Below are 19,644 nucleotides of genomic sequence, written 5' to 3'. Positions count from 1 at the left end.
GAGTAGCAGAAGTATAGAAAGTTCTAGTAAACACCTCAGACCCTCTACACCTCTCCTTCCCCTAACAGTCTCAACAGATCGATTCCTTAACTGTTCGCGTAGTGCGGATAAGCAAGCTTACTAGCTTAGTAAAGAGAGTTAATCTTGGATTTTTCTTCATCCAAGTGCTGTCATTCGCGCTAGGAAAAATGCCCAAGTAGTGACAATTCCTCCTAACAGATAATGAGCAACTCCCACAGCCCGACCATGAACAATACTTAAAGCACGGGGCTGAATTGCCGTAGCAATTTTTAACTTGTTGTGTGCCCAAACAATTGATTCAATTAGCTCTTGCCAGTAGCCGCGACCGCTAAATAGGAACATCAGACTAAAGCCAAAAACGAAATGTCCACCCAGGAACATTAAGCCGTAACCAGACAGGGCTGTATCATAGGATGTAATAACTTGCGACGCTTGTGCCCAAAGGAAATCACGCAACCAACCGTTGTTCGTAATTGACGACATCGCAAAGTTTCCGCCGGTGATATGAGTGACTACCCCATTACTATCGACCGTCCCCCATACATCCGACTGCATCTTCCAAAAGAAGTGAAAAATCACTATCGAAAGTGAGTTATACATCCAGAACAGCCCCAAGAATACATGGTCCCAAGCTGAGACTTGACAAGTACCACCACGACCGGGACCATCGCAAGGGAAGCGGAAACCGAGATTTGCTTTATCTGGAACTAAGCGCGAACTACGTGCAAATAGCACGCCCTTGAGTAGAACTAGCACCGTGACGTGAATTGTAAAGGCGTGGATGTGGTGAATTAAGAAATCTGCTGTTCCTAGAGGAATCGGCATCATTGCCACCTTACCAGCAACAGCTACAATACCACCACCAAAAGCATGACTTACAGGCTCATGTAAACCTGGAGCAGTAACCCCCAATCCTGAGGTCTGCAAATTTTGCAAACCCCCAAACACGTTACCTAGAGGTGCAGCGGGTTGCAAGCCTAGATTTCCAATTGCCATTGTGTGAATATGTTGTACCCACTGGGCAAAAATTGGCTGTAATTGAATCCCCGTATCCGAGAACATATCTTGGGGACGACCAAAAGCCCGCATTGTGTCGTTGTGACAATACATTGCAAAGCTGTGGAAACCGAGGAACTGACACACCCAAGCGAGGTGAGAGATAATTGCATCCCGATGTCGAAGTACCCGGTCGAGTACATTGTTATGATTCACCTCTGGGTCATAGTCCCGCACCATATAAATTGCTGCATGAGCTGCTGCACCAACGATTAAAAAGCCTCCAATCCAGACATGGTGAGTGAACAGAGATACAACCGTGGCATAGTCTGTAGCCAGATAAGGATAGGGCGGCATTGCATACATATGATGGGCAACAATGATGCTCAAAGACCCCAACATTGCCAAATTGATTGCTAGCTGAGCGTGCCAAGAAGTTGTGAGAACTCGGTAAAGACCTTTATGACCTGTAGGACCAATAAAGCTCAAAAATGGCAACATATTAGGATTTCTCAGGTCATCGAGCATCACTTTAATATTGTGACCAATGCTCCAATTCGTACGGTACATATGACCAGCAAAAATGAACATCACAGCTATAGCTAAGTGATGATGTGCCACATCTGTTAACCACAAGCCACCAGTTACGGGGTTTAGACCACCCTTAAATGTTAAGAACTCTGCATATTTTCCCCAGTGCAAAGTAAAGAATGGTAGAACACCACTCAAGAAACCCCAATCAACACTGGGATATAATCTTCCCATCAAGCTAGAGTTCAAGATGAACTCGTGAGGTAAAGGAATATCCTTGAGAGCTACCCCAGCATCTAATAGCTTGTTAGTAGGCAAAGAAACATGAATCAGGTGTCCGCACCAACCCAGAGAACCTAAACCTAAAAGTCCAGCCAAGTGGTGATTTAACATCGATTCCACATTCTGAAACCACTCCAGCTTTGGAGCCCTTTTGTGATAATGGAACCAACCAGCAAATAGCATTAGTGCTGCCATTACTAATGCTCCGATGGCAGTGCAGTATAACTGGAAGGTGTTGGTAAATCCAGCAGCCCGCCACATCTGGAAAAGTCCAGAGGTAATTTGAATACCGTAGAAACCATCACCCATATTAGCATTCAAAATTTCCTGACCAAATATAGGCCAAACCACTTGAGCACTAGGCTTAATGCCTGCGGGGTTGGTCATCCAAGATTCAAAATTGGAGAACTTTGCCCCATGATAATACATCCCGCTCAACCAGATAAAAACTACTGCCAAATGTCCAAAATGAGCAGAAAAGATTTTGCGAGATACATCTTCTAAATCGCTAGTATGAGTATCAAAATCATGAGCCAGGGCGTGCAAGTTCCAAATCCAAGTAGTGCTTTTAGGACCTCTGGCAAGGGAGCGATCAAAATGTCCTGGTTTCGCCCACCTCTCAAAAGAAGTAGGCACCGGGTCTTTATCGACCGCGATCCTCACTTTTTGCTCCCGCTCTGGAGTTATTGTCATTATAATTGTCTCCTTTTTTATAGGGGATTGGGGATTGGCGTCAGCCATATGAATAATGGGCAATGGAAGGTTGATTTTTATGGGTAGTGTGCTGATTAAGACCCAATCGCCAATCCCTATATGCCGCTTGCGGCGGCATGCAGTGCTATCCCTAATCCCCAATCACTTCACAGGTATTACCAGGTTGGATGATATATCTAAGGGAAAAGAGTATACTTTTCCTTCATCCATTACTTTTATTCCCAAGTCAGCCCAGCCGATAGAGTCTGCCCAGCTATTTATTATCCGCCCTTGCTTATCGTGTATGTGGCGATTGAAATTCAAGCCATTGATGTCAAATGCCATAGTGACTACACCCAAAGCCGCTGACCAAATACCTATAACTGGTACAGCTGCCAATAATAAGTGCAAGTTACGCTTATTTGTGAAGCTCAAGCGATGCCATGCAAGTCTTCCTAAATAGTCGTGGGCTGCCATCAAATCGTAAGTTGCTTCTTTTTGCCCAAACTTATAACGACAGTTGATTGACTCATCTTCGCTGACTTTTTGAACCAGAGTTGAGGTCACTAAGGAACCGTGCATTGCACTTAAAAATGCTCCTCCCAAAACCCCAACCACTCCAATCATGTGGAATGGGTTCATAAGAAAGTTGTGTTCGGCTTGTAGCCTGAACATAAAGTAAAAAGTTCCGGAAATACCCAAAGGCATTCCCTCACAGAAGCCTCCTTGTCCTACTGGATAGACTAATAAAACTGCAGCTGCAGCACTTACTGGAGCCGAAAAGGCTAAACTAATCCAAGGACGCATTCCCAAACGATAGCTTAACTCCCATTCCCGATCCTGATAGCAATAAATGCCAATCAAAAAGTGCAGTACAATCAGCTGATACGGACCTCCGTTGTACAGCCATTGATCAAAGGAAGCTGCAGCCCACATAGGATAAAAGTGTAAACCAATTGCTGCCGATGTGGGGACAACAGCGGCAGTGATAATATTATTACCGCCCAACAAAGAGCCACTTATTGGTTCTCCCCAACCATTAATATCTACGGGGGGAGCGGCAATAAATGCAATAATAAAAGTGATCGCTGCGGTAGAAAGAGTAGGTATCATCACCAGTCCAAACCAGCCAATATATAGACGATTATCAGTACTGGTTACCCACCGACAAAATCTTTCCCATAGCGAGATACTTATGCGTTTTTCTAAAACATTGCTTTGATTTTGGCAACCTAAACCAAAATTACCATTGGTCGAGGTCGCAACTGTGCGTTCGGACTGTACCATGAAGGTTAATGGCTCCTTCTCTTAGGTAAGGGTGAAAATCACCCGTAATTATTACCTCACGGATAAATCCGGGAGTTTAAATAAAGGTGAATCTAAGAATTTACACCATGTTCATTCTTGAGCCAGAGGCTCTATCTTTTTGTTACCAGGTTGAACCTAGTAAGAACGATACTGAGATTTTATGATTGAAAAATTATTGTGCACTTCGAATCATTTATCCGCGTGTATGTTAACTCAACCTCAGGAAATTAGCGGCACATAGCATGGCTGCTAATAAAAGAAGGATTCAGGAGTCAAAAGGAGTATTCTGCAAAAAAATAGATTTGACTCCTTATTCCTTCGTTGAGGGGATAGCAATAGTCCAAAATTGCTAAATCTGCGTCCTAATACGGCAATCCAAAATTTCCAATTGTGTAACTCAACTAGTTTCTTTTTGAAGAATAAGAAAAAAATCTGAAGAACTTATGAAGGAGGAGGTTATATTTAAAAAAAGTTACATTTATAGCAGAATTTAGGAGTCAGGAGTCAGAAGTCAGGAGTTAAAAGTCAGAAGTCGTATAAATTTCAACTTGTAAGTGCTTGTGTAATTTCGTCAGCCAAAGTAAACGGATCGTAGGGCTTAGTGATTACTCCCGCCACATGAAGTTGGGTAAAGCGTCGCCGTTCGGCAGGTTGAGTCTTAGCTGTCAATAAAATCACTGGGATATTTTGAGTAAGAGGATTATCTTGCAATCTCTCGAAGGTTGTCAGTCCATCCATCTCGGGCATCATTACATCTAAAAGAATAGCATCGGGCTGTTCGGCTGCAGCCGTAACTAAACCTTCTTTACCCGAACTAGCACTCAGGACTTCCCATTCACCTAAAATTTCCAGACAAAGTTGAGTTGCTTCGCGGATATCTTGTTCATCATCAATGATTAATATACGTTTGTTCATTTTTCATTTGTCATTTATCATTGGTCTGGGATTGCTATTTCCTTATGGAAACGCAATACCTATAGCTGCGCTACCTGCGGATCCGTTACGCTGCGCTAGGCGCTAGCTCGCTAACCTTACGTCGCAATGACATAAACCTGTTGTCCGTTGATAATTCCTGTACTTATTACTTATTACTCATTACTTATTACTTATTACTCATTACTTATTACTAGCAATTAGATTTTAACCATACTACTGATTACTAACAGGTAAGGTGAAGTAAAAGGTACTACCATCCCCTAAATTACTTTCAACCCAAATTCTGCCTCCGTGTTGCTGTACAATACTACGACAGATTGCTAACCCCAAGCCAGTACCTCCTTGATTGCGAGAGTTAGAAGCATCAACTTGTTGAAAACGACCAAAAATTGTTTCTAGTTTATCTTCAGGAATCCCGCGACCTTGATCTATTACTTGAAATATTATTTGAGAATCTTGGAGTTTGGCACTGAGGTACACTGTACTGCGTGGCTGCGAAAATTTAATCGCATTGCTAAGTAAGTTAGTAAGTGTTTGAATGATTCTATCTGGATCTGCCCATAAGTGGGTTTCAACTGGTGCCAAAATCAGATTAATTTCTGCTTTTTCAGCCATTGCTTGCATTTCATCTACTGCTTGAGTCATCAATTCAGCAGCATTGCAATTTTGTTTTTCCATTGTCACTTTCCCGGAATTGATGCGCTCAATATCAAGGATATCGTTAATGAGGCGTACCAAACGGTTAGTATTGTCGAAGGCAATTTCCAGCATTCGCTGACTTTTCGCTGGTTGATTTTTCAGAGAACCGTGGGTAAGTAAACCCAAAGCGCTACGAATAGAAGTTAGGGGTGTCCGCAGTTCGTGGCTTACTACTGAAACAAACTCATTCTTCATTCGTTCTACTATTTGTCGCTCAGTGATATCTTTAAAAATTACAACTGCACCGACAATCTTACCTTGTTCTCTAATTGGCGTACTTACATACTCAACAGGGAATTTTGTTCCATCATGATGATGAAATATATCTCCAGTAATATATTGTACTGCTCCTGTTCTCAGAGTGTGACAAATCGGATTTTCTTCCCAAGAATAAAGAGTTCCGTCAGGTTTTAAGTGTTTCAATATGGTGTGCATAAATCCATCTCCAGATTCATGCAGAAATTTGGGGAGGATGTAAGTGGGATAAGTGTTTAAATCCTTATTGGCAATAGAAACAATCAGTTCTTCCACCTGATATCCTAGCATTCTAGCTGCCGCCGGATTGATAAACGTGAGTTTACCTTGGGAATCCAAACCATAAATTCCCTCGCCAGCAGAGTTTAAAATTAATTCACTTTGCCGACTCAGACGTTCTAAGGAAGCTTTTGCTTGTTTGCGATCGCTAATTTCTCGTACCAATTCTGTATTAGCACGTTGCAATTCTGTTGTTCGTTCCTGCACTCGCTGTTCTAGTTCGGCATTCAAAGCACAGATTTTGATTTCTGCTAGCTTGCGTTCTTCAATGTCTTGCTGCAAACTCGCATTTAGACTGTGTACTTGCTGGTACAGTTGATATTGATGAATTGCCGTGGCAAAATGACCTCCTAGAGCACGAGCAAGTTCAATTTCTGCATTAGTCCATCCTTGGGCTTGACCTTGCTTAAATTCCCGCCATGTTTCAAAAGATATTATGGGGCGCTGTTGTCGTGGGTCATCGCGATCTGGTCGTCGCGCCCACAAAGTTTCGATCTCAATTTCACGGCGAAAAACACTCAAATAACCCAAATGCTTTTGGCGAGATTGCAACTCTATAACTAGCAAGCTACGAACTCCTGCACCATCAAATGTATCAGCTAAATATTCTGGTAATGCTAATTGATGTAAATCTGCGATCGCCCAAGTTTGTTTTCCCGGAGAGACAGTTTCTTGTGTATCTAACCACTTTTGCCAAGTATGATGCTCTTCAAAAGGAATTGGTGATTGTTCCAGAACCTTTTCTCCACTTTCTTTTTCCTGGACCCCATTCTTATCAACTCCCCAGTCGCCACAGACAAATAGTTGTGCCTCTTCTTTATGGTTTGGGGGAGCGATATAAACTCTGCCACCCGCAGATTGAAGAGCAGATACAGTTAATTCTAATGCCTGTTGCAACCGCATCTCGGTCATAGAATGTAACAGTTTTCCTACTCGATTAATAGTGGCTTCCTGTGCTGCTTGAGCCCGGGTTTGTTCGAGCAAGGTACTTTGGGCGATCGCAATGGAAAGTTGATCTGCAACTAACTGTACTATTTGTAATTCTCGCTCTGTTACCTGTCGTGGCGAACTATGATGAGATACCAACAATCCCCATAATTGTTCGCGGTGCAAAATCGGCACTAATAAAGATGATTGTACCCCCATTGATGTGAGATATTCTATATGACAAGGGTCTACGGAACGAAAGCGAATATCATCTTGAGTTATTGACTCTCCAGTTTCTGGACAATCTAATGGACTCAGAGCAATTTCCTGATTTGCTACATCCACAATTGAACGCTGACGTGCTTTAAGAAATAACTCCCTTACTTCAGGGGGGATATCATCAGCGGGAAAATGTTGTCCTAACAGAGATGGTAAAGATTCCTCAGCAACTGATTCAGCAACTACTTCACCACTACCATCTGGGTCAAAACGATATACTTTAACCCGATCAGTTTCCAAGAATGTACGTACTTCTGCAACAGTTCCTGTTAAGATTGCTGGTAATTCCAGAGATTGACGAATTCGATTCATCATTCTATGTAGCAGCATTTCCACAGAGGCGATTGTCTTTTCACCTGTAGGACTAGATTTACCTGATATTTGAGGTGATGGGTTGTTAGGCTGCATTATCTACTGACAAATATAAGGATTAGAAGTCATAACTAATTAGCTATAGTATTAATCGTTCTAAGTAATCTTACTCGCTCTAAACGGTTGAATATGTGAGTCACTAGTTCCGATCCAATCATGGATTTACTTAAACATTCGTTCGCACCTGCATTAAATGCTTTTTCCATGGTGCTAGTATCAGTGTGAACTGTGAAGAAGATGATAGGTAATTCGCTCCAACGAGGTTCATTCCTTACTATTTGGCATAATTCAATACCACTAACATGAGGCATTTCCACGTCAAGAATCAACAAATCTGGGGAATTCTTCGCTAAAATATCCCAGAACCATAATGGTTCATCTAGTGTAAAAATTTTTAGTCCGCAAGGTTCTAGTAATTCACCTAAAAATTCCAAAACTTGTGGGTCGTCATCAACCACCATAACTTTACCCGTTTCTGAACGGTTTTGTGTCGAAAAGTTGGACACTACTTCTAATAAATGCTCGGGAAGTAATGGTTTTTGTAAAAATACATGAGTAACCAATCGAGACAGTTTTACCCGGTTGGATAAATTATCGTCAGCCGTACACAATATAACTGGTATTGGTGGTGTAGTATTTACTAATTTTGCTAGACAATTCCAACAGTCTTCATTTGCTTTATTAAAAGGGAGGTTGAGCAAAATTACATCAAGTTGAAACTTGGTTAATGCTTTTTTTGCTGCGATTAAGTTTCTTACTAGTTTTATACGTATTCCTGATGCAGAAGCTAATTTGAGTATTGTTTTTGCAAATTGTAAATCATCATCGATCGCCACAATCGCCGGATAGTCATTATATTGTGTTGAGAAATCACCCCGTTCGAATGCAGGTTTGTCTAGTTCTTGACGTAAAAGCTTTACTAAATCTCCTAAATGAAGTAAGTCATTACGATTTAAGATTACTTCCGATTTCAATATTTGTTCTATCTCCCTAGCAAGACGCGAACCTTCGTTAAAACCAAAAATACCTAATCCTCCGGCTAACTTATGTGCTTCAGAGTAACCTTTTACCCTTAATTCTTTTTCTAGGGAGTTATCTTCCAATGCAGTAATGATTTTTTCTAGGACTTCTATGCGATCAGTATTTTGTGGTTTGAGTTTTCCCCATGCTTGAGTCAATACTTCTTTAGTTTGTTCCTTTTTCTTACTTTTCTTTGTTTCAGATTTGAGTAGAGATGCTTTCAAAGGAGAATTTACAGATCCTTTGAGGCGATAACCTAATCCATATACCGTCTCAATGAAATCGCTTGGTGCTCCTGCTTTTGTCAGTTTTTGTCGCAAACCTTTGATATGTGCTGTAACTGTATCTTCTTTAGGTGCTTCTTCTATAGACCAAAGGCGGTCTAAAATATCACTTCTGCTAAAGACAATATTACGATTACGAAGAAAAAGCTCTAATAAAAGATACTCCTTGGGAGTAAGACTGAGTAGATTACCGTCATAAGTAACTTCGCAGCTTCCAGGAATCAAACGTAGGTTTTCCCATTCCAAAACAGCTTGTATTGGTTTGTTATTCCGACGTAGTAAAACACGAACTCGAGCTAATAATTCTTTGACTTCAAAAGGTTTAACAACATAATCATCTGCTCCTGCATCCAATCCCAAAACTTTATCGGAACTGGAGTTTTGAGCTGTTAATAAGAGAATAGGTGTTTGATAGTTATGAGAACGTAATTTCTGACAAAGCTCAATACCACCCAATCGGGGTAAGACAACATCCAGCAAAATTAAATCATAGGTAGAAGCTTCCACCAATTCCCAACCAAGCAAACCATTATCAGCAACATCAACAATGTAATGCTGACTGCCAAGAACTTCTTCTAAGGCTTTGGCAGTGCACTCGTCATCTTCAACAACTAGGATTCTCATTTAAAATCACCCTGGTGCACCTAAGACTAGATTTAGATCGGCAGAGATACGAAAAAACACTGAAAAATCAATCGCGATAGCGTTAGGCGAACGCAAAAAGTACTACTAGCAAACAAGTCTGCGATATTATGATGCATAGACATGGATATTATCTATGGTTTACATACGACAATCTACTATTGAAAGCATATTTTTTAAATTGTTTTATTAGAAATCATTATTAACGGGTTTGTCACTCAAAAGTTATCTAGCTTCAATAAAAATTAAACTTGTTTACTTAAATTTATATTGGATGAGTTATCAATCTAAATTAAATGAAAACTTAAATCTACTAGTCAACATTCTTGGAAGACGACCCGGTGGGTGATCTCTACAAACCTCTTTTCCTCCTAACACCTAATCGTCCCTAAGGACGCGGTCTGTCCTGACTCCTACTACAAAAAAATATTATTAGAAAAATAGTTAATTTTTGTAACAAAAACAACATTCTTCATTAGTTCTTCATTTTTATTCAATATCCTTTCTTCATAAACCTGAAGCTAGATTTTTGGGAAAGCCAAATTGGTACTTCAGACTGCAGAAAAAACTTCCCCGTCGCATCTTAACATTATCAAGTTGTTGCAATGGGGAATTTCTAAGGATATATTTGTGAGCCGCTTAGCACCACATAACGCTAGCGGAGTGAGGGCTGTTCTGCTAGTCGTTGTAACTAATAAACATCTAATTTCCTGTCTCATAAACCAATTAAAGGCTACTTAAAACGGTAAGTAGCAATTTCATTTCTTTACATTTTTCTGATAGATACTCAAATACCGTTGCGGAACTTATGACTACATTTTCACAACAGCAGCCTAGACCCCTTTCCCTATGGGAAAAGTTCTGTAATTGGGTCACTAGTACTGAAAATCGACTTTATATAGGTTGGTTTGGGGTTTTAATGATTCCTCTACTGGGAGTCTCCACTTGCGTTTTTATTATCGCCTTTATTGCAGCTCCACCCGTAGATATTGACGGCATTCGCGAACCACTATCAGGTTCGCTACTTTATGGCAACAATATTATTACTGGTGCGGTCGTACCTACCTCCAATGCAATTGGCTTACACTTCTACCCAATTTGGGAAGCTGCTTCCATGGATGAATGGCTATATAATGGCGGCCCATATCAGATGATAGCTTTTCATTACATCCCAGCCCTTGCTTGCTATATGGGTCGGGAGTGGGAGCTTTCTTACCGTTTGGGTATGCGTCCGTGGATTGCTGTTGCTTATAGTGCTCCACTTGCCGCAACTACATCAGTATTCCTGATTTATCCCATCGGACAAGGTAGCTTCTCTGATGGTTTACCTATGGGTATAAGCGGCACCTTTAACTTCATGTTTGTCTTCCAAGCCGAACATAACATCCTTATGAATCCTTTTCATATGTTAGGAGTCGCTGGAGTACTTGGAGGGTCCTTATTCTGTGCAATGCACGGTTCTCTTGTCACCTCTAGTATTGTACGGGAGACTACTGAATCAGAATCCCAAAACTATGGTTACAAATTTGGACAAGAGCAAGAAACATACAACATTGTTGCAGCACATGGCTATTTTGGTCGTCTGATATTCCAATATGCTAGCTTCAACAATAGTCGCTCATTACATTTCTTTCTTGCGGCTTGGCCTGTAATTTGCATTTGGGCGACTGCTATAGGTATCAGTACCATGGCATTCAACCTGAACGGATTCAACTTTAATAATTCGATTCTTGATTCAGAGGGTCGGGTACTTCCTAGTTGGGCCGATCTATTAAATCGAGCAAATCTGGGCTTTGAAGTGATGCACGAACGGAATGCTCACAATTTTCCACTCGATCTTGCTTGTGGTGAAGCTGTTCCTGTAAATGTTTCCTTCAAAGCTCCAGCATTAGCCGCTTCTTAAAGGTAAGTAAAAGAGAAGAAGAAGGGAGAATTTAATTGCAAATTTTTCCCTACTTCTCCCTCTCACCTTGCTTTTATCCCTTACCTATCGGGACCTGGACATTTTTCATTCAAAAAACAGTCTCAAAGCTTCATAAATCAATGGTTTTACGTCAATTGATTGTTTTCTGAATATATCTAGGTTATTGCTAAAGCCACACTGGACGCTTACACCGACGCCGCAAACTCTAGCTGCGCTAAGTTCTGAGCGATTAAGAGCAATTTTTAGCACTTTGAAGTTAATCCTTTGTCATGACTCGCTTTGAGGCTGTTTCTCACTTTTTTGTTGTCTATGTCCCGCTATTCACCTTCATATCAAGTTATTAGTCAGTAGAAACAACTAATGACTAATAACCAACAACTAATAATCAATAAATAATAAGGAGTAAGTAATGAGCGTTGTCACCGAATTGATTCTTAATGCTGATAGTGAAGCCCGATATCCTGCTCCTAAAGAATTAAGAATATTTCAAGACTTCTTAAAAACGGGAGATCAGAGAATTCGGATTGCCAAAATATTGGCAGACAATGAGCAACAAATTGTCCAAAACGGCAGTATGAGATTTTGGGAACGCTGTCCTAATACTCCAAGTAATAGCGGTAACGAACGTAAAACAGCTTCTTGTCAGCGCGACCAGGGATGGTATGTACGCTTAGTAGCTTATTCAATCTTGGCTGGTAGTGAAAAACCCCTTGAAGAAATTGGTACTGTTGGCATTAAAGAAATGTACAACAATTTAGAGATACCATTGAGAAATTTAGTTGAGGCTATGCGTTGCGTCAAAGAAGAAGCTGTATCAATGATGAGTGAAGAAGATGCAGTTGAAGTAGGACCTTATTTTGACTATATAATTCAGGCTCTTTCTTAATTTTTGATTCCTAATCTTTAACTCAGAATACATAGCAGAATTCAGGAGTCAGGAGTCAGGAGTCAGGAGTCAGGATTTAAAACTTTTTTATATATGGTAATGAAGAATTGATCCTGTACCTGATTGATTTGCAATACACTGTAAAAACTTCGTTTGGAAAATTTAGATTATGCAAGATGCAATTACTGCTTTGATTAATTCTTCTGACGTTCAAGGCAAATATCTAGATAATACTTCCTTGGAGAAATTAGAACACTATTTCCATACTGGTGACATGCGGGCGCGATCTGCTACTGTTGTCAGCGCTAATGCTAAAAATATCGTAACTCAGACTGTTGCTAAGTCCTTGCTTTACACAGATATTACAGCTCCTGGTGGAAATATGTACACTTGTCGTCGTTACGCTGCTTGCGTACGTGACTTAGACTATTTTCTGCGCTATGCGACTTATGCCATGTTAGCTGGTGATGTTTCAATTTTAGATGAACGTATCCTTAATGGCTTAAGGGAAACTTATAATTCTCTGGGAGTTCCCGTTGGTGGAACTATCCGAGCAGTGCAAGCGATGAAAGAAGTTGTCGGTAGTATGCTAGGTGCTGAAGCTGGTAAAGAAATGGGTGTTTACTTTGATTACATTGCTGCTGGTCTAAGTTGAAAAGTATTTTTAGTTAAGCCACAAATCTTTTTATAGCAATGGACATATAAGTTAGGACATTATTTTTGGTAAAAAGGGAATGGGGAACAGGGAACGCGTGAATCGTGACCAAAACAGGGAACGGATAAGAAAAAATGTCCTAACAATGATGACTACTGTTATAGCAGTTAATAGTTGATAGTTAATACACCTAAATATCAACTGTAAGCACACTACAAGTAGGATTGTCATGAGCATCATTACAAGATCAATTGCTCAAGCTGACCGAGAAGCTCGTTATCTAAATGCGGGAGAATTAAGTGCAATCCTAGATTTTTACGAAAGTGGACTTTCTCGGATTCGTCTAGCCACAATTCTCGCTGAAAATGAACAAAAAATTGTGGAAAAAGCCAGTTTGAGATTTTGGGAACGGTGTCCTGATACACCCAGTAATAGTGGTAATAAAACTTATAGGGCTTCATGTTTGCGAGACCAAAGTTGGTATGTTCGTCTGATTACTTATTCTATAGTGGTGGGAGACGTGGAACCTTTGGCAAAAATCGGCACTATTGGGGTGAAGGAAATGTACGAATCCCTGGAAATTCCACTCCCAAATTTAGTTGAAGCTATTCGTTCTCTCAAAGAAGCTTCTTTAGAACTTTTATCTCTGAAAGATGTCACCGAAGTTGCACCTTATTTTGACTACTTGATCCAAGGATTGATGGCTTGAGTAGGAGTTGGCGACTAGGGATTAGTGACTAGGGATTGGGAGAACATTGGTAAGGGATAAGTGACAAAGGAAAAATTAAATGAGTGTAAAAGTAAGTGGTGGTAGCCCAGTTATCCATCCACAACAATATCAGACTTTACCTATTGCAGTTATTTCTCAAGCGGAACAAAGAGACCGTTGCTTAACACGTACTGAGTTTCAAGAACTAAAGTCTTTTTTTAGTTCTGGTGAGCTACGATTGGAAATTGCTGCAATCTTAACTAATAATTCAGATGAAATAGTGTCTGCTGGGGCAAACCGTATTTTTGTTGGCGGTTCGCCAATGGATTATCTAGAAAAGCCTCAAGAACAGGTAGCGATGCCAGGTTCGGGTTACTATGTTGGTGAAGATTATCTCACTGCGGCAATCAGGAATCGTGTTGTTCCAGTTAAAGAACGTCTCAAACTAATTAAAGCTCCAAATATTTTTGCTCCTGTTAGAGCTTGGTGGGAACAAGCACGAACACTTTTTACTGACAGAGATCCACTTCCTGGTGGTTTTCGCTTTATCAATATTTCTCGCTATGGACCAAAAAGAATGAAAAGGTCTATGCGAGACTTGTCATGGTTTTTGCGTTACATTACCTACGCCATTGTTGCTGGGGACCCTAGCATTCTCACAGTTAATGTCCGAGGCTTACGTGGAGTAATGCCAGAAGATATAACGGAAGCTACCGTTGTTGCTCTCAAGGAAATGCGGCGGATCTCGGTTAGTTATTTACAGGATAATACTGAGGCGACAAACGTTATTAAGTATTATTTTGATGTTTTGATTTCCGAGTATCTTGAGGAAAAACCTCCAGTCAAACTTAGGATTGGAGTTTCCAATGAGCAGCAAGGTTTGGTCTTACCTGAAAGTTATGCGATCGCATCCCAACACCGACCAAAATTTGTTATGAAGTCGGTTCTACCGGAAACGGAAAAGCAAGTAGTTATAACAGCCGCTTATCGTCAAGTTTTTGAGCGTGACATTACTGCAACATATGCTTTTCCTGGTACTGAACTAGAATCTCAACTTAAGGGTGGACAAATCTCCATGAAAGAGTTTGTTCGGAGGCTGGGTAAATCTCGCCTCTACCGGACACTTTTTTATGAGCCTTATACAATCAGTCGTATTATAGAACTGGCGATACGTCACTTTTTAGGTCGTGGCTTAAGTTCTTTAACAGAGTTTCAAGAATATTTTGCAGTTATAACCAAAGGTGGTTTACCTAAACTGGTAGATACTTTGGTAGATTGCCAAGAATACAGCGATTATTTTGGTGAGGAGACAGTACCATATTTGCGTGGTTTGGGTCAAGAAGCTCAGGAATGTCGTAATTGGGGTCCGCAAATAGATTTATTCAAGTATAGTGCACCCGTTCGTAAAGTTCCCCAGTTTGTCACACTGTTTGCTAAATATCAAAAACCATTACCCGATCATCACCCTTATGGTTGTGGTAATGACCCATTAGAAATTCAATTTGGTGCAATCTTTCCTCAAGAAACCCGGAACCCTCATCCCGAACCTGCATTCTTTAACAAAGATACTCGTCGGATTTTGATTAATTGCGCTTCGCCGGTTCAGAATGCAAATCAGACCAACTATTGCAAAGTACCAGGTTCTTTGGGAAGAGTAATGAAGCTAGAACATGTAGAGAAGTTTTTTGTTCATTCTCTACAAGATAGCCAAAAATCAGATGATACAGTTAATAATAAAAAGCAACAAGAACTTAGTGTAAGTTTAGCCAGACATTCACCCGAAGCGGTAATTAGAGGAGCTTATCGACAGGTATTTGGGCGTGAGTTATTAGAAGGTCAACGTTTAGCAACTGCAGAGACCAAGCTCAAGGGTGGCGAAATTACAATGCGGGAGTTTATCCGTCAGTTAGCTAAGTCTAATTGGTTTCGTCAGATGTATTGGGAAAAACTCTACATTACTAAAGCAATTGAATATATTCATCGACGTTTGTTAGGTCGTCCTACCTATGGACGAGAAGAAATGAATCGCTACTATGATATTTGTGCTACCAAAGGATTTTACGTTCTGATAGATGAAATTATCAACAACCCCGAATATATAGAAGTTTTTGGGGAAAATACAGTTCCTCATGAGCGTTATGTTACACCCAGAGGTTTTGCAATGCGCCGTTCTCGATCGGTTGAGGCTGTAACTGTAAATTTACAGGCTAAATCCTCCGTTTCATCACCATCTGAACTGGATGCATTTATTCCCAAGCATCGCAATGTCCCAAAACAACTTTTCTGGTCAGAATTTGCTGACATGCAACAGCAAAACTCCGAACATGTATCCAACAACTCAAAATCAGAGTTAGTAGCACAAAGCATGACGCAGTTCCAAGAGCCAATAACCGATTCTCAAAATACTGGCTCTCAAAATGAGGATAATTATGAGTATAGTTAAACAAGTCATTCTTAATGCTGACGAAGAACTGCGTTATCCTAGTCCCGGCGAAATTCACATGATTCAAAAATTTTGTCACTCCGGGACGCAGCGAATTCGAATTGCTACAACTTTGGCGAAAAACCAAAGGCGCTTGGTAGAAAGAGGTAGTAATAGATTCTGGAAGGTGTGTCCTAATACCCCCAGTAATAGTGGCAATATGAGAAAGACATCTTCATGTCAGCGCGATCAAGGTTGGTATATTCGTTTAGTTGCTTATTGTGTTTTGGCTGGTAACGAACAGCCATTAACAGAAATTGGCATTGTCGGCATGAAAGAAATGTACAAATCTTTAGGTATACCCTTGGCTAATTGGGTAGAAGCATTGTGCTGTATTAAAGAAGAAGCACGAGAACTTTTAGGTGATGACGATGCAGCTTTCGTTATCCCTTATTTTGACCACATAATTCAAGCCCTTGCTCTACCCGGTACCCCTTACTTTGTAAACGATGGTAATCCGGATTGGTGATGTGGGGATTGGGGACTGGGGTGAGCCCGCGCCTAACGGCGAATGGCGACTGGGGATTGGCGATTAGGTTTTATATTCACTCAACCTATGGCTAACGCCACGCCCTAAGCTGCGCCGATGCTGTTCACTTTCGGTGCTTTTCAAGCTCTTAGCGTAGCTGAGAGCGGATCCGCGAACACCTTTCACCACTCATTACTCATTACTTGTTACTTATTACTCACCACTCACTACTCACTATTACAAAAAAAGGAAAAATAATATGACTGTAGCTCTTAGACGCAGTCAGACTGGTTTAGGATGGTTTGGCATCCTCGATGACTGGCTCAAACGCGATCGCTTTGTTTTCATCGGTTGGTCTGGTCTTTTATTGTTCCCCTGTGCTTACTTGTCTATTGGGGCTTGGTTTACCGGTACAACCTTCGTAACTTCTTGGTACACCCATGGTATTGTCAGTTCTTACATAGAGGGTTGTAATTTCCTTACCGCAGCTGTTTCTACCCCCCCCGATAGTCTAGATCACTCCTTACTATTATTATGGGGACCAGAAGCACAGGGAGATTTTACCCGCTGGTGTCAACTTGGTGGATTATGGAATTTTGTCGCCTTCCATGGTGCTTTTGGTTTAATCGGCTTTATGCTGCGACAATTTGAGATTGCCAGACTTGTGCGTCTTCGACCGTATAATGCGATCGCATTTTCTGCACCTATTGCCGTTTTTGTTTCTGTATTTTTGGTTTATCCATTAGGTCAATCTAGCTGGTTTTTTGCTCCCAGTTTTGGGGTAGCCGCAATTTTCCGTTTCTTGCTATTCTTCCAAGGTTTCCATAACTATACGCTCAACCCGTTCCATATGATGGGCGTAGCAGGTGTATTAGGTGGTGCTTTATTATGTGCTATTCACGGTGCAACAGTGGAAAATACCCTCTTCAAAGATGGTAGAAATTTCAATACTTTCGGTGCTTTTAGTGCAACTCAAGCAGAAGAAACTTATTCCTTTGTTACTGCTAACCGTTTTTGGTCGCAGATTTTTGGAATTGCATTTTCCAATAAGCGATGGTTGCACTTTTTCATGCTGTTTGTACCAGTGACCGGTTTGTGGATGAGTGCAATTGGAATGGCGGGTTTAGCCTTTAATTTACGAGCATATGATTTTATCAGCCAAGAGTTAAGAGCCGCTGAAGATCCAGAGTTTGAGACATTCTACACCAAAAACATTCTCCTGAATGAGGGCGTCAGGGCTTGGATGGCTCCACAAGACCAACCCCACCAAAACTTCCAATTCCCCGAAGAAGTATTACCTCGCGGAAATGCACTTTAGGGGATGGCGATTGGGGTACGCCCGCACCTTACGATGAATGGGGATTGGGGAGTAGGTATTGGTAACTATTTTTATCTCCTATGCCTCCCCACCCCATGACCCATCCCAATCGCTATATGCCGCTTGCGGCGGCACGCAGTGCAATCCCTAATCCCTAATCCCTAATCCCTAATCCCTAATCACTAATCCCTAATCGCTTAATAACAATGGAAACACCTTTTGAAAGTTCAGCTACGAATACCACGACTATCAGTCCGCCTGAGAGCGAAGGTCGCGATCAAGCATCTACTGGATATGCCTGGTGGGCTGGTAATGCCCGTTTCATCAACTTATCTGGGCGCTTCTTAGGAGCTCATGTTGCTCACGCCGGAATAATTGCTTTTTGGGCTGGAGCAATGCTGTTGTTCGAGGTTGCTCACTATATTCCAGATAAGCCCATGTACGAACAGGGCTTAATTTTAATGCCCCACATTGCAACTCTTGGTTTTGGTGTGGGACATGGAGGTGAAGTAATAAGCACTTTCCCATTTTTTGCCATTGCTGTAATCCATCTTATTGGGTCTGCTGTCTTGGGTTTTGGTGGCATTTATCACTCAATCAAAGGTCCCGAAAAGCTAGCAGGTTTTTTCAATTTTGATTGGAGTGATAAAGACAAAGTCACCAGTATTCTTGGATATCACTTGATTGCTCTTGGTGTAGGCGCTTTATTACTTGTATGTAAAGCAATGTTTTGGGGTGGTTTATATGACACTTGGGCTCCAGGAGGCGGTGAAGTGCGCTTTGTGACCAATCCCACCCTTGATCCAAGAATCATTTTTGGTTATGTGTTCAGAAATATTACTGGTGGTCAAGGTAACATTGTCAGCGTTAACAACCTGGAGGATTTAGTAGGCGGTCATATTTGGATGGGCGGAATTCTGATCCTAGGTGGTATTTGGCACATCGTAACTAAGCCATTTAAGTGGACCCATAGAGTCTTTATCTGGTCTGGTGAAGCTTACCTTTCCCAAAGTTTAGGCAATGTCGCCGGACAAGCTTTTATTGCAGCGATGTTTATCTGGTTTAACAATACCGCTTATCCCAGTGAGTTTTATGGTCCTACCGTTGGTGAAGCTGCTACTGCCCAAGTGTTAAATTTTATTGTACGCGACCAAAAGTTAGGGGCTAGTGTTGCTGGGGCTCAAGGTCCTACCGGTTTAGGAAAATATTTACAGCGATCGCCTTCAGGAGAAATCATCTTTGGGGCTGAAACTATGCGCTTTTGGGATGTCAGAGCACCGTGGTTAGAGCCATTACGTGGTCCCAATGGTCTAGATATAGACAAGTTAGAGCATGATATTCAACCTTGGCAAATTCGTCGGGCTGCTGAGTACATGACTCATGCTCCTATCGGCTCTTTGAATTCAGTAGGTGGTTTAGCCACGGAACTTAACTCCTTTAATTTTGTTGGACCTCGTACCTGGCTAGCTTCTTTCCACTTTATCTTTGCATTACTGTTTTTGGTAGGTCACCTGTGGCATGCTGGTCGTGCAAGAGCTGCTGCTGCTGGTTTTGAAAGAGGTATTGAACGTGAAGATGAACCAGTTTTATCTATGAAACCACTGGATTAATCAGTTGTCAGTTACCAGTTACCAGTTATCAGTTATCAGTTGCAAGCTAACTGTTAACTCGTAAATG

13 protein-coding genes are annotated in these 19,644 nt (G+C 41.2%); 8 read left to right on the top strand and 5 right to left on the bottom strand.

Annotated features, from left to right (window positions below; all coding sequences use genetic code 11):
• Positions 1–156 precede the first annotated feature (156 nt).
• The 5 genes from psaA to BC008_RS33010 all read right to left on the bottom strand — a co-directional run bounded on the left by psaA (position 157) and on the right by BC008_RS33010 (position 9,506).
• Positions 157–2,523 carry a photosystem I core protein PsaA gene (gene psaA / locus BC008_RS33030; RefSeq protein ID WP_027844096.1) on the bottom strand — a complete coding sequence of 789 codons (2,367 nt, stop codon included), beginning with the start codon at positions 2,521–2,523 and terminating at the stop codon, positions 157–159.
• A 162-nt stretch (positions 2,524–2,685) separates the two neighbouring features.
• Positions 2,686–3,810, bottom strand: a complete 1,125-nt coding sequence (locus BC008_RS33025) for a photosynthetic reaction center family protein (protein ID WP_082650693.1) — start codon at positions 3,808–3,810, stop codon at positions 2,686–2,688.
• 564 nt (positions 3,811–4,374) lie between these two features.
• Positions 4,375–4,746: a response regulator gene (locus BC008_RS33020; protein WP_027844094.1), complete on the bottom strand. Its 372-nt coding sequence runs from the start codon at positions 4,744–4,746 to the stop codon at positions 4,375–4,377.
• A 234-nt stretch (positions 4,747–4,980) separates the two neighbouring features.
• Positions 4,981–7,614 (bottom strand): ATP-binding protein, encoded by a 2,634-nt coding sequence (locus BC008_RS33015; RefSeq protein WP_036267670.1) that lies wholly within the window; start codon positions 7,612–7,614, stop codon positions 4,981–4,983.
• 35 nt (positions 7,615–7,649) lie between these two features.
• Positions 7,650–9,506, bottom strand: coding sequence for a response regulator (locus BC008_RS33010; RefSeq protein WP_027845867.1), 1,857 nt, complete (start codon positions 9,504–9,506; stop codon positions 7,650–7,652).
• 826 nt (positions 9,507–10,332) lie between these two features.
• Between BC008_RS33010 and psbA the strand changes: the two genes are divergently transcribed.
• The 8 genes from psbA (at position 10,333) to psbC (ending at position 19,577) form a co-directional block, all read left to right on the top strand.
• Positions 10,333–11,427, top strand: a complete 1,095-nt coding sequence (gene psbA, locus BC008_RS33005; protein ID WP_027845866.1) for a photosystem II q(b) protein — start codon at positions 10,333–10,335, stop codon at positions 11,425–11,427.
• 430 nt (positions 11,428–11,857) lie between these two features.
• Positions 11,858–12,334 (top strand): allophycocyanin subunit alpha-B, encoded by a 477-nt coding sequence (apcD, locus tag BC008_RS33000; RefSeq protein WP_027845865.1) that lies wholly within the window; start codon positions 11,858–11,860, stop codon positions 12,332–12,334.
• A 169-nt stretch (positions 12,335–12,503) separates the two neighbouring features.
• A complete protein-coding gene (locus tag BC008_RS32995) occupies positions 12,504–12,989 on the top strand; it encodes a globin family protein (protein WP_027843157.1) in 486 nt (161 codons plus the stop codon).
• A gap of 229 nt (positions 12,990–13,218) precedes the next feature.
• On the top strand, positions 13,219–13,698 hold the full coding sequence (gene apcD, locus BC008_RS32990; RefSeq protein ID WP_027843158.1) for an allophycocyanin subunit alpha-B: 480 nt from the start codon (positions 13,219–13,221) through the stop codon (positions 13,696–13,698).
• Positions 13,699–13,777: 79 nt separating this feature from the next.
• Positions 13,778–16,141, top strand: coding sequence for a phycobilisome rod-core linker polypeptide (locus BC008_RS32985; RefSeq protein ID WP_036265308.1), 2,364 nt, complete (start codon positions 13,778–13,780; stop codon positions 16,139–16,141).
• Positions 16,128–16,649, top strand: coding sequence for an allophycocyanin subunit alpha-B (gene apcD / locus BC008_RS32980; RefSeq protein WP_027843159.1), 522 nt, complete (start codon positions 16,128–16,130; stop codon positions 16,647–16,649). Before BC008_RS32985 ends, apcD (BC008_RS32980) begins: the two co-directional genes overlap by 14 nt.
• A gap of 259 nt (positions 16,650–16,908) precedes the next feature.
• Positions 16,909–17,967 (top strand): photosystem II D2 protein (photosystem q(a) protein), encoded by a 1,059-nt coding sequence (gene psbD, locus BC008_RS32975; protein WP_027843160.1) that lies wholly within the window; start codon positions 16,909–16,911, stop codon positions 17,965–17,967.
• A 206-nt stretch (positions 17,968–18,173) separates the two neighbouring features.
• Entirely contained in the window at positions 18,174–19,577 is a 1,404-nt protein-coding gene (gene psbC / locus BC008_RS32970; protein WP_027843161.1) for a photosystem II reaction center protein CP43, read from the top strand.
• The last annotated feature ends 67 nt before the right edge of the window (positions 19,578–19,644 follow it).

The organism is Mastigocoleus testarum BC008 (assembly GCF_001456025.1).
Classification (GTDB): domain Bacteria; phylum Cyanobacteriota; class Cyanobacteriia; order Cyanobacteriales; family Nostocaceae; genus Mastigocoleus; species Mastigocoleus testarum.
Note: the sequence above shows the minus strand (reverse complement) of the source record. Positions and strands in the feature narration are given on the sequence as shown.